Genomic DNA, 10,762 nt, shown 5'->3' with positions numbered 1-10,762 from the left:
GTCTAATGACTCTGTTGCAGGGTGCCCATTTTGTTTTAGTTGAGCAATATAGCTCGGACTAATACTCAAAAGTACAGCTTCCAAAACAGAACAAATAAAAGAAACTCCAATGGCAATGGAGACGTAAATAGTTAGCAGCAGCATGTTTGCCCTTAAATTAAATTGTACGCTTTAGCAGCGATTCAGCGTGGATTATAGAGATAAAGTAGTGGTTAGGTCATCATTAATTTGCTCTCAGCCCTTTAAACAAGGGCTGCCATCGAAATTCAGTAACAAATTGTGAGTTATTACTCATATTATGGCTAAAAACTCCGGCATTAGAGCTAAAGATCGACGACAAACCTTTGCCAGATGGGGCATTTATGTTTTAGAGTGAATTGAATTCAAAAATACAAAGAAGGGAAACCTAAAATGAACAAGACTCAATTAATCGACTTTATTGCTGAAAAAGCGGACCTTTCTAAAGCACAAGCTAAAGCTGCTCTAGAAGCGACTCTTGGTGGTGTTACAGATGCTCTTAAAGACGGCGATCAAGTTCAGCTAATTGGTTTTGGTACTTTTAAAGTAAACCACCGTGCAGCTCGCACTGGTCGTAAACTCAAAACTGGTGATGAGATCCAAATCGCTGCGGCAAATGTTCCAGCATTTGTTGCAGGTAAAGCGCTGAAAGATTCAGTGAAATAATCTAAAACTGTACCGAGGTAGTCGTATTCCACCTCGGTACAGGTTTTATGAAAAAAGCATTTCTTCTCGTTTCACTGTTATCTACATTTCTCATTGGCTGTTTCTCTCCCAACCAGTCCTCGCACCAACCTAGAGCAATTTGAAACCCACACCGGCGGCCAAGTTATGGGCGATGCGACGAGTTTCTACTGGGTCACTAACAAGCTAACGCAACCTCATACCTCTGCTGACTATGTCACTATGGGCGATTACGGCTGGTACAAAACTGACTATGCTTGGTCAGAAGATGTGCTTCGTGAATTTGTCCGTGAAGGGCGAGCTACGCGATGACCTTTACTCTCATTAGTTCCGTATAGTGTGCATGCGTTTCAATCAATCTGGTGAAGCGGTATACCAGCAATATCGCCTTGATGGAAAAGTCCTACCGCTACAGTCGGTTCAACTGGACAGATTTAAACAGGAAGCGCATCTGCCTCCGACGTTACTGAGAAGCAAAATGATGCAGGGGTTAGAGCTTTTACAGGGTTACTGGAATGGTAAAGATGTTTCAGACTTGTTCTGGTCAGCAATTTACTGACATTGAGTTCAACCAAACATTGCCTAATTTTGTGATTAACCGTTTGTCGTCTGTAGAAAGCTATGGTGCTTTTGTCGGCAAGGGATCTCTTAGAAAATTATCAGTCGCTGAATTCTTGATGTTGGCAGATGATAACCATCAGTGCATTGCAAGACCATCTTTACTGAAAGAGTAAAGAACATTGAAAAGATATAAGAGTATTTTGCCTTACTATAGGCCGGGGCGCTGATTAGTCAGCACATAATTTCACTAATCGGTAAAAAAAGGCGCCTGTTGAGGCGCCTTTTTCTTTTATTCAATTGCAGTTATTCATTTGCTGATATCGAATCTAGCTGAATGATGATGTTGATTACTGCTCTTGTTCGGCGCGCAATCGCACGATAACCGATGTCATTGCGGTGAAACATACCATTCCAGCTAACTTGCTTAGTCAACGCGTAAGCGCGTTCCTGAGCCTCAGAAACCGTGTTACCGAGTGCAGTCGCACAAAGTACACGACCACCGTTTGTCACCACATCGCCAGCTTCGCTATTTGTCGTACCCGTACGGAAAACCTTTTGGCCTTCAACTTCGCTTGTTGGTAGTGAAATAACGTCACCTTTTGCGTAGTCAGCAGGGTAACCGCCAGCTGCAAGAACGACACCAATAGACGCGCGTGGATCCCACTTAGACTCTGCTTCGTCGAGTTTCTCGTCGATAGCCATTAGGGCAAAGCTCAACAAGATCCGATTCCATACGCATCATGATAGGTTGCGTCTCTGGGTCGCCGAAGCGGCAGTTGTATTCGATAACCTTAGGTGTGCCGTCAGCATCGATCATTAGTCCAGCGTAAAGGAAACCAGTGTAAGGTGCACCTTCTGCGTCCATACCACGTACCGTAGGGTAGATAACTTCCTCAAGGATACGGTTGTGGATTTCAGGCGTTACCACTGGGGCTGAGAGTAAGCACCCATGCCACCTGTGTTAGGGCCTGTGTCTTTGTCGCCAACACGTTTGTGATCTTGGCTGGTGGCCATAGGAAGGACGCTAGAACTGTCAACCATTACGATGAAGCTTGCTTCTTCGCCTTCAAGAAACTCTTCGATAACCACGCGGCTGCCTGCTTCGCCAAATGCGTTGCCTGCTAGCATGTCTTTGATTGCGTCTTCTGCTTCTTCAAGGGTCATCGCAACGATAACGCCTTTACCCGCTGCAAGGCCGTCCGCTTTTACTACGATTGGAGCGCCTTGCTCACGTACGTAAGCGAGAGCTGGCTCAATCTCAGTGAAGTTTGGGTAGTAACCTGTTGGGATGTCATGACGAGCTAGGAAATCTTTAGTGAATGCTTTAGATCCTTCAAGCTGTGCTGCCGCTTGAGTTGGACCAAAGATAGGAAGACCTACTTCGCGGAATGCGTCAACGACCCCAATAACCCATTGCGCTTCAGGGCCAACGATGGTCAGTTCGATTTTTTTCTCTTGAGCAAACGAGACTAAACCAGCGATGTCTTCAACGCCGATGTTTACGTTCTCAAGTTTCCTGGCTCAAGTGCAGTACCTGCGTTACCTGGAGCGATGAATACCGTTTCGACATTTGGGTTTTGTGCCGCTTTCCAACCCAAAGCATGTTCTCTACCGCCAGCACCGATGATTAATACGTTCATGTTTCAATCCCTAAGTCTTTAATTCTTAAAGCCCTCAAAATTGAGAGGCTTGATAGCTACTAATCGTTTAGATAAACTAAATATTAGTGGCGGAAGTGACGTGTGCCCGTAAAGATCATCGCTATGCCGTGTTCGTCTGCTGCTGCGATAACTTCGTCATCACGCATAGAGCCGCCTGGTTGGATAACACACTTGATGCCAGCTTCTGCTGCCGCGTCGATACCGTCACGGAATGGGAAGAACGCGTCCGATGCCATTACACAACCTTCAACCTGTAGACCTTCGTCTGCCGCTTTGATGCCTGCGATTTTCGCAGAGTAAACGCGGCTCATTTAGCCAGCGCCGACACCAATTGTCATGTCGCCTTTCGAGTAAACGATAGCGTTAGATTTAACGTATTTCGCTACTTTCCAGCAGAATAGGGCATCTTTTAGCTCTTTCAGCCGTAGGTTGGCGCTTAGAAACCACTTTAAGGTCATCTTCAGACACCATGCCTTGGTCGCGGTCTGAACCAGCAAACCACCGTTAACGCGTTTAACGTCAAAGCCGGGTTGTCTTCGTTGTCCACTCACCACACTCAAGTAGGCGAAGGTTTTTTTCTTAGCCGCTACGATTTCTACTGCTTCAGCAGAAACTGATGGTGCAATGATAACTTCAACGAATTGACGCTCTCAGATAGCCGTTGCTGTTGCAGCATCTAGTTCACGGTTGAAAGCGATGATGCCGCCAAATGCAGACGTTGGGTCTGTTTTGAATGCACGGTCGTAAGCTTCTAGGATGTCTTCACCTAGTGCTACACCACATGGGTTAGCGTGCTTAACAATCACACATGCTGGCTGGGTCGAACTCTTTCACACACTCAAGTGCTGCGTCAGTATCAGCGATGTTGTTGTAAGAAAGGGCTTTGCCTTGAATTTGGCGAGCAGTAGACACTGACGCTTCTTCAGGGTTTGCTTCAACGTAGACAATGCTGCTGCTTGGTGGCTGTTCTCACTGTAGCGCATGTCTTGTTTTTTCTCGAACTGTTGGTTGAACGTGCGAGGGAATTTAGACTCTTCGTCGCCTTCTTTGTTCTCGCCGTAGCTAGGAACCATAGTGCCGAAGTAGTTGGTGATCATACCGTCGTAAGAAGCCGTGTGTTCGAATGCTGCGATAGCGAGGTCGAAGCGAGTCTCTAGCGTTAGAGATTTCTCGTTCGCGTCCATTTCAGCGACAACGCGCTCGTAGTCGTGTGCGTTTACAACGATAGTCACGTCTTTGTGGTTTTTCGCTGCGGAGCGAACCATTGTTGGACCACCGATGTCGATGTTCTCAACTGCATCAGCAAGGGTACAACCTTCTTTAGCAACGGTTTCTGCGAATGGGTATAGGTTTACAACAACCATATCGATAGGGTTGATACCGTGAGTTTCCATCACGTCATCATCTTGGCCACGACGGCCTAGAACACCACCATGAACTTTTGGGTGCAGAGTCTTAACACGGCCATCCATCATTTCTGGGAAACCAGTGTAGTCAGATACTTCTGTAACAGAGATGCCTTTTTCAGCAAGCAGGCGAGCAGTGCCACCGGTAGATAGGATATCTACACCACGGTTAGCAAGAGCTTGTGCAAATTCAACGATACCAGTTTTGTCTGATACGCTGATTAGAGCGCGGCGAATTGGACGAGCGTTATTCATGCTTCCATCTTCCTCAAATTCATGGGTTAAAATAAAGATATTTGCCAAAAAAGAACTTGTTTCTACCTTCTTAACATGGGTTATCTTAGATACCAGTAAGAGATAAAATATTGGCCAGTTTTGGTAAAGACCTTGGGTGTCTTATGATCAAGCTATAAGATAACCAACTCCAAATTTGATGGCGCAGATTCTAACTAATTTATTACAAAAAGCTCGCGCAATCGTTTGGCATCTCAAAATTAATTATGAAAAGTGTCATTTCAACCTGAAAAGTAACAACAAGGTTAATTGTGGAATGGACGAAAGAATAGGGAAAAAACATGTTTCAGATCGGCGAATTGGCGAAACGATGCGGTGTGACAGCCGATACCTTACGGTTTTATGAAAAATAACCTGATTGCACCAGCCAGTCGCAGTGAGTCAGGTTATCGTCTGTATGATGAAATAACTCAAAAACAGGTGACCTTTAATCTCAAATCTAAAGAGTTAGGGTTGGAGTTTGGATGAGATCAAAGAATTGCTCGAGATTCGCCTTGAAGCGACGCAACACAGCGCTGAAGTGAAATCGATTACCTCATCCAAATTGGAGATGATTGATGAGAAAGATAATTGCAGAGCTTACTAAGATTCGCACGGCACTGAAGAAGATTAACGATGCCTGCTGTGGCCACATAGACGACAACGCAAGCCATTGTTCTATTTTAGCCGCCTTGGACTCTGCAAAACATTGATAAAGGACGCTGTTGTCGCTCTGAGACTAACCTGCGGCTAATTGAAGAACTATAAGCCAAAAAAAAGCCAAACTCAAAAATGAGCTTGCTTTCATTCAAAAAAATTACGAAAGAACGATTAGTTCATGCCGTATTTTTTAAGTTTCTTGCGAAGAGTACCGCGGTTAATACCCATCATGGTTGCTGCGCGAGTTTGATTACTGCGAGTGTATTGCATGATAGTGTCCAGTAGTGGCTGTTCAACTTCAGCTAATACTAATTCGTATAACTCGCTGACTTCTTGACCGTTGAATTGAGCAAGGTAATTTTTCAATGATGCTTTAACTGACGCACGTAGTGGCTTCTGCGTGATTTGGATCGTGGGATGTAACTGTAGTTACTGTCAATGCTTCTGAAGTCAGATTTAGCTCGAACATATTCGGTCTAGCTCTTCTCGTAATTATGGTGCAACGTTATCAAAACCTTCTAGCGCCTCAAGCTGCAGATCACCTGCTTCGAATGCTTCGAAGGTATGGCGAACCACTCGCTTGTTCATGTTCTTTTAAATGGTACCAACCCACATGCTTACGAGCGATGCGAGGGCCTAAAAATCTCCATAAAATTCATGTGGTGCATGCACATGACCAGGCATGATGTCCTTCACTTCCGAAATCGGGGAGGGATCCATCGTGGTACTGTTTTCCAAATAGTGTAGGATTTCGTTAAAAATCCAAGGACGTCCTTGCGCAGGTCGACCCATCATTAAAGCATCAGCGCCAGTGTACTCCACAACTTCGCTTTTTCCGGACTATCGATATCACTGCTAGCGATGATCGGAATAGATACTGCTTGTTTCGCTGCTTTAATGTGTTTGTATTCTGCCTCACCTTTGTACATACAAGCGCGTGTTCTTCCATGGAGGGCAAGAGCTTGTATGCCGCAGTCTTCGGCTATTTTAGCAATTTGAGACACAGTTTCTATTGTCTGTATCCCAGCCTGTTCGCGTTTTCAACGTTACTGGAACGTCGACAGCATTTACCACAGCTTTCAGAATTTCTTCAATGAGTTCTGGATGCTGAAGTAGGGCTGAGCCCGCAAGCTTCTTATTCACTTTTTTGGCTGGTTATCCCATGTTGATATCGATGATTTGCGCACCGTTATCCACATTAAATTGAGCAGCCTCGGCCATAAGTTGTGGATTGCACCAGCGATTTGTACTGAACGAATGCCCGATTCGCCTTCATGTACCATACGCTGCTGAGACTTTGACGTTTTCCAAACTTTTCGGATTGGAGGACATCATTTCACTGATTGCCATCCCCGCACCGAAATGAAGACACAACTCACGGAATGGTCTATCCGTTACGCCAGCCATAGGAGCGACGATTAGATTTGTTCTTAAGTTGATAATTTCCGATTTTCAAAATGTCATCACAGTTCTACCAGCAAGGGCGCATTTTACGCATTTTTTCGTTGCGTGAAAAGACTAATATTTGAGCATTTACAATTTGTTTTTGTAATTCGCTTAAATTTCAGTCAATTAGCGCCCAAAGTCTTGTCTAGCCTTGCTTGCGACCTGAGATGCGACACCATTCTTGTTGTTCAATGATCGGATCAATGTGAAGTTCATCACGATAATAAGTCGCTACATCTTCCGCTTGTGTATCTAAAACACCTGACATCGCTAGTGCACCATTTGGCTTAACTAGGCCTTTCATGATGCTTGAAAGGTCACGTAATGGACCTGCAAGAATGTTGGCAACCACAACGTCAGCTAGCAAACCTTCAGGTTGATCTTGTGGTAAGAATACGTCTAATTGGTCTGCCACGCCGTTGCGCTGTGCGTTGTCTTTTGAAGCCAGCAGAGCTTGAGGATCAATGTCGATCCCGATAACTCTTGCTGCGCCAAGTTTGATTGCAGCGATCGCATGGATGCCAGAGCCACAACCGAAGTCGATTGGTTTTTCCTGTTAGATTTAGGCCTTCAAGCCACTCAAGACACAATGCGGTGGTTGGGTGAGTACCCGTACCAAACGCCAGACCAGGGTCCAGCATGACGTTTACTGCGTCTGGTTTTGGGATATCACGCTAGCTAGGCAACCAAAGACGCTCACCGCAAACTTCATTGGGTGGAAGTTATCCATCCATTCACGTTCCCAGTCTTCGTCTTCGATTTGCTCTACTTTATGAGCAAAGTCAGTAGGAAAATGTTGCCAGCTTTAATCTGTGCTAGGACGACACCTGTATCAGTCTCAGCGTCATAAAGCGCGAGAATGTCAGTATCACCCCAAAGGCGAGTTTCACTCGACAGAGGCTCAAATACAGAGGTACCTTGTGCATCGGGGAAAGTTACGGAAAGAGCACCAGTCTCTTCCATTAACATGTCGCCGATCTGTTCGGCATTTTCATTGGTAGCATTAAGCTTGATTTGAATCCAAGGTATGGCTGCATCTTCTATATGAGAAAAATTGGATGGCGAGTCTAGCAGAAAATATGAGCAAATTCACCAAAAACCCCATGGAATATAAAAGGGATTATCGATTGATTTTTTCGAGTGCTCTAAAACAAAAAAATGCCCACCGAAGTGAGCATTTTACCTGTTCTTAAAAGAACGAATGATAGAGGCTAGCTTCTATTGGAGACCAAGCTTCTTCTCAAGGTAGTGGATATTTGCACCACCGTGTTGGAAGTTTTCGTCGTTCATAATAGCCAATTGAAGCTCAGTATTAACGTTAATGCCTTCAATAATCATCTCACCCAATGCGTTCTTCATACGAGCGATAGCAACATCACGGTTCTCACCGTAAGTGATCAGCTTACCAATCATTGAATCGTAGTGTGGTGGTACTGTGTAACCCGTGTAGATATGAGATTCCCAACGTACACCCATGCCGCCTGGAGCGTGGAAGCGTTGAATCTTACCTGGTGAAGGTAGGAAACGAACAGGATCTTCCGCGTTGATGCGACATTCGATTGAGTGACCACGCAGCTTAATATCATCCTGTGTAAATGATAGAGGCTGACCTGCAGCAATACGCAGTTGCTCTTTCACTAGGTCTATACCTGTTACCATTTCAGTAATCGTGTGCTCAACCTGGATACGAGTGTTCATTTCGATGAAGTAGAACTCACCGTTCTCGTATAGGAATTCAAATGTACCTGCGCCGCGGTAACCAATCTCAAGACATGCACGAGTACAGCGTTCGCCGATGTACTTACGCATCTCTTCAGTGATACCTGGGGCTGGTGCTTCTTCCACAACTTTCTGGTGACGACGTTGCATAGAACAGTCACGTTCACCTAGGTGGATAGCATTGCCTTGGCCATCTGCAAGTACTTGTACTTCAATGTGACGTGGGTTTTCTAGGAATTTCTCCATGTAAACCATATCGTTGTTGAAACAAGCTTTTGCTTCTGCACGAGTCATTGCGATAGCTTCTGTTAGTTCTGCTTCAGAACGAACAACACGCATACCACGACCGCCGCCACCGCCAGATGCTTTGATGATAACTGGGAAACCAATGCGCTTAGCGTGCGCTTTGTTTTTTGCATCGTCATCATCAAGAGGGCCATCAGAACCGGGTACACAAGGTACGCCAGCTTTCTTCATTGACGTGATAGCTGACACTTTGTCACCCATCATGCGAATGGTTTCAGCTTTAGGGCCAACGAAGATAAAACCACTGCGTTCTACCTGTTCTGCAAAGTCTGCATTTTCAGATAGGAAGCCGTAGCCTGGGTGGACAGCGACTGCACCTGTTACTTCAGCTGCGCTGATGATACGAGGAATGTTCAGGTAGCTATCGATACCACGAGCTGGACCGATACAAATGGTTTCGTCTGCAAGTAGTACATGCTTAAGATCACGGTCAGCAGTTGAGTGAACCGCTACCGTTTTAATACCAAGTTCTTTACATGCACGCAGAATACGTAGTGCAATTTCACCACGGTTCGCGATTACTAATTTATCTAACATAATGAGTGCTCTCTATTATTCGATAATTACTAGAGCTTGGTCGAATTCTACTGGCTGACCGTCTTCAACAAGGATTGCGGTTACCACACCAGATTTATCAGCTTCGATTTGGTTCATCATTTTCATTGCTTCAACGATACATAGCGTTTCGCCAGCAGTTACAGATTGACCAACCTTAACGAATGGTTTTGCATCTGGGCTTGGAGCGCCGTAGAAAGTACCAACCATTGGAGAAAGAACTTGGTGACCAGTTGGAACTGCAGGAGCCGCTGCTTCTGCTGCTACAGGTGCCGCCGCAGGAGCTGCTGCCGCTGCTACAGGAGCTGGAGCTGCTGCATATTGAATCGGTGCAACAGGTGCAGTACTGTTACGACTGATTCGTACTGACTCTTCACCTTCAGAGATTTCTAGCTCAGAAATACCAGACTCTTCAACCAATTCGATTAGCTTTTTGATTTTGCGAATATCCATTGTTTCTTTCTCTTTATCTGTTAATTGAACTTACTCTATGACTGAGTAGGTTAGTAATAGTTCGTTGTTTATGTTTACTTTGAGTTGAGCTTGCTGAGCGCAGCGGTCAAAGCAAATTGATAACCTTGAGCACCTAAGCCACAAATCACACCTTCTGCTTTATCAGATAGGTATGAGTGGTGACGGAATGGTTCACGTGCGTGAACATTCGATAGATGAACCTCAATAAATGGGATAGCTACACCAAGTAGTGCATCACGCAGTGCCACACTGGTATGTGTAAAGGCTGCTGGGTTGATAATAATGAAATCAACATTTTGATAAGCACTATGGATAGCCTCAATCAGCTCATACTCACGATTTGACTGTAAGTGAGATAGCTCAACATCGTGTGCTTTCGCTTGCTCTGTCAATGAGCTAATAATCTGGTCAAGTGTTTGAGAACCGTAGTGTGCAGGCTCTCTAAGGCCTAACAGGTTAAGGTTTGGGCCATTTAAAACTAGAATGCGAAACTTTGTAGACATCGTGGGGGGCTATCTTCCTTTATCGTGTTTACGAACGTGAATGTTGCCATTTTATTGAAAATTTGGGGTTAATTTCCAGTGAGAAAAACCCAAAATTAAAAATTAGAACCAGATTATAGCTAATTCAGCGCAAATCGCAGCAATTTACTGGTCTAATCTCCTATTGATACAACATGGAATTGTTACCAACTTAACAAAAAACCGTTGTATCCTTAATTTTGTGGGAGATATTTGAGATCAAGATCAGCCATAAAAAAAACCGCCACATAGGTGACGGTTTAGGATGAGCCTGTTTTAAACGGTAATTAGCTCGTGTTGCTGGTTGATTATGCCAGTTCGGCTTTCTCTGCGATGAGCTTATCGACCACACTTGGATCTGCTAGTGTCGAAGTATCACCTAGGTTCCCTGTGTCGCCAGTCGCAATCTTACGCAGGATACGGCGCAAGATTTTACCCTGAACGTTTTCGGTAGCGAGTCGGTCCAGTGCAGGACATC

General features: G+C 44.9%; 12 protein-coding genes and 7 pseudogenes. 7 read left to right on the top strand and 12 right to left on the bottom strand.

The annotated features are described in order from the left end of the window. Positions 1 to 411: 411 nt before the first annotated feature. From BCU57_RS20740 to BCU57_RS20725, 4 genes are all read left to right on the top strand, one after another. Positions 412 to 684 (top strand): HU family DNA-binding protein, encoded by a 273-nt coding sequence (locus tag BCU57_RS20740; protein WP_413211499.1) that lies wholly within the window; start codon positions 412 to 414, stop codon positions 682 to 684. A gap of 93 nt (positions 685 to 777) precedes the next feature. After that, entirely contained in the window at positions 778 to 1,014 is a 237-nt protein-coding gene (locus tag BCU57_RS20735) for a DUF1481 domain-containing protein (protein ID WP_413211498.1), read from the top strand. A gap of 31 nt (positions 1,015 to 1,045) precedes the next feature. After that, on the top strand, positions 1,046 to 1,261 hold the full coding sequence (locus BCU57_RS20730; RefSeq protein WP_413211497.1) for a DUF1481 domain-containing protein: 216 nt from the start codon (positions 1,046 to 1,048) through the stop codon (positions 1,259 to 1,261). Beyond that, positions 1,218 to 1,436: a DUF1481 domain-containing protein gene (locus BCU57_RS20725; RefSeq protein WP_413211496.1), complete on the top strand. Its 219-nt coding sequence runs from the start codon at positions 1,218 to 1,220 to the stop codon at positions 1,434 to 1,436. The genes BCU57_RS20730 and BCU57_RS20725 overlap by 44 nt, the downstream gene beginning before the upstream one ends. Positions 1,437 to 1,566: 130 nt before the next feature. On the opposite strand, the pseudogene purD reads toward BCU57_RS20725, so the two are convergent. The 5 genes and pseudogenes from purD to purH (BCU57_RS20700) form a co-directional block, all read right to left on the bottom strand. Next, a pseudogene (purD, locus tag BCU57_RS20720) lies at positions 1,567 to 2,903 on the bottom strand (phosphoribosylamine--glycine ligase). 83 nt (positions 2,904 to 2,986) lie between these two features. After that, positions 2,987 to 3,160, bottom strand: coding sequence for a hypothetical protein (locus tag BCU57_RS20715; RefSeq protein ID WP_413211495.1), 174 nt, complete (start codon positions 3,158 to 3,160; stop codon positions 2,987 to 2,989). Positions 3,161 to 3,235: 75 nt separating this feature from the next. Further along, a pseudogene (purH, locus tag BCU57_RS20710) lies at positions 3,236 to 3,733 on the bottom strand (bifunctional phosphoribosylaminoimidazolecarboxamide formyltransferase/IMP cyclohydrolase); the annotation flags it as partial. Beyond that, complete coding sequence (locus BCU57_RS20705) at positions 3,720 to 3,836, bottom strand: hypothetical protein (protein ID WP_413211494.1); 117 nt, start codon at positions 3,834 to 3,836, stop codon at positions 3,720 to 3,722. The pseudogene purH (BCU57_RS20710) and the gene BCU57_RS20705, both read right to left, overlap by 14 nt. A 56-nt stretch (positions 3,837 to 3,892) precedes the next feature. Next, positions 3,893 to 4,585, bottom strand: a pseudogene (gene purH / locus BCU57_RS20700) (bifunctional phosphoribosylaminoimidazolecarboxamide formyltransferase/IMP cyclohydrolase); the annotation flags it as partial. A gap of 320 nt (positions 4,586 to 4,905) precedes the next feature. Between purH (BCU57_RS20700) and BCU57_RS20695 the strand changes: the two are divergent. From BCU57_RS20695 to BCU57_RS20685, 3 genes are read left to right on the top strand one after another with little or no spacing between them, the layout of a single operon-like run. After that, entirely contained in the window at positions 4,906 to 4,977 is a 72-nt protein-coding gene (locus BCU57_RS20695; protein ID WP_413211500.1) for a MerR family DNA-binding transcriptional regulator, read from the top strand. Next, complete coding sequence (locus tag BCU57_RS20690; protein ID WP_413211493.1) at positions 4,967 to 5,092, top strand: hypothetical protein; 126 nt, start codon at positions 4,967 to 4,969, stop codon at positions 5,090 to 5,092. The genes BCU57_RS20695 and BCU57_RS20690 overlap by 11 nt, the downstream gene beginning before the upstream one ends. Next, positions 5,085 to 5,210 carry a hypothetical protein gene (locus BCU57_RS20685; protein ID WP_413211492.1) on the top strand — a complete coding sequence of 42 codons (126 nt, stop codon included), beginning with the start codon at positions 5,085 to 5,087 and terminating at the stop codon, positions 5,208 to 5,210. The genes BCU57_RS20690 and BCU57_RS20685 overlap by 8 nt, the downstream gene beginning before the upstream one ends. A 224-nt stretch (positions 5,211 to 5,434) precedes the next feature. Here BCU57_RS20685 and fis read toward each other — a convergent pair. From fis to aroQ, 7 genes and pseudogenes are all read right to left on the bottom strand, one after another. Further along, positions 5,435 to 5,665: pseudogene (gene fis / locus BCU57_RS20680) on the bottom strand (DNA-binding transcriptional regulator Fis); the annotation flags it as partial. Positions 5,666 to 5,899: 234 nt separating this feature from the next. Beyond that, positions 5,900 to 6,267, bottom strand: a pseudogene (locus tag BCU57_RS20675) (tRNA-dihydrouridine synthase). Beyond that, a pseudogene (locus tag BCU57_RS20670) lies at positions 6,251 to 6,670 on the bottom strand (tRNA-dihydrouridine synthase). Before BCU57_RS20670 ends, BCU57_RS20675 begins: the two co-directional pseudogenes overlap by 17 nt. 184 nt (positions 6,671 to 6,854) lie before the next feature. Beyond that, positions 6,855 to 7,738, bottom strand: a pseudogene (prmA, locus tag BCU57_RS20665) (50S ribosomal protein L11 methyltransferase). Between the two features lie 189 nt (positions 7,739 to 7,927). Next, positions 7,928 to 9,271, bottom strand: a complete 1,344-nt coding sequence (gene accC, locus BCU57_RS20660; protein WP_010435495.1) for an acetyl-CoA carboxylase biotin carboxylase subunit — start codon at positions 9,269 to 9,271, stop codon at positions 7,928 to 7,930. A gap of 15 nt (positions 9,272 to 9,286) precedes the next feature. Then, entirely contained in the window at positions 9,287 to 9,742 is a 456-nt protein-coding gene (gene accB / locus BCU57_RS20655) for an acetyl-CoA carboxylase biotin carboxyl carrier protein (protein WP_016769213.1), read from the bottom strand. 74 nt (positions 9,743 to 9,816) lie between these two features. Next, positions 9,817 to 10,266, bottom strand: a complete 450-nt coding sequence (aroQ, locus tag BCU57_RS20650; protein WP_010435475.1) for a type II 3-dehydroquinate dehydratase — start codon at positions 10,264 to 10,266, stop codon at positions 9,817 to 9,819. Positions 10,267 to 10,762: the final 496 nt, after the last annotated feature.

Source organism: Shewanella sp. 10N.286.48.B5 (assembly GCF_002874355.2).
Lineage (GTDB): Bacteria > Pseudomonadota > Gammaproteobacteria > Enterobacterales > Shewanellaceae > Shewanella.
The sequence above is the reverse complement of the archived record's forward strand: the minus strand, read 5'-3'. Positions and strand labels throughout refer to the sequence as shown.

Excerpts from the sequence above, each read along its gene's own strand:
- aroQ (WP_010435475.1), bottom strand. The coding sequence starts at position 10,266 with ATGTCTACAAAGTTTCGCATTCTAGTTTTAAATGGCCCAAACCTTAAC.
- BCU57_RS20730 (WP_413211497.1), top strand. The coding sequence starts at position 1,046 with ATGCGTTTCAATCAATCTGGTGAAGCGGTATACCAGCAATATCGCCTT.
- accB (WP_016769213.1), bottom strand. The coding sequence starts at position 9,742 with ATGGATATTCGCAAAATCAAAAAGCTAATCGAATTGGTTGAAGAGTCT.
- BCU57_RS20690 (WP_413211493.1), top strand. The coding sequence starts at position 4,967 with ATGAAAAATAACCTGATTGCACCAGCCAGTCGCAGTGAGTCAGGTTAT.
- accC (WP_010435495.1), bottom strand. The coding sequence starts at position 9,271 with ATGTTAGATAAATTAGTAATCGCGAACCGTGGTGAAATTGCACTACGT.
- BCU57_RS20725 (WP_413211496.1), top strand. The coding sequence starts at position 1,218 with ATGGTAAAGATGTTTCAGACTTGTTCTGGTCAGCAATTTACTGACATT.
- BCU57_RS20715 (WP_413211495.1), bottom strand. The coding sequence starts at position 3,160 with ATGGCATCGGACGCGTTCTTCCCATTCCGTGACGGTATCGACGCGGCA.
- BCU57_RS20740 (WP_413211499.1), top strand. The coding sequence starts at position 412 with ATGAACAAGACTCAATTAATCGACTTTATTGCTGAAAAAGCGGACCTT.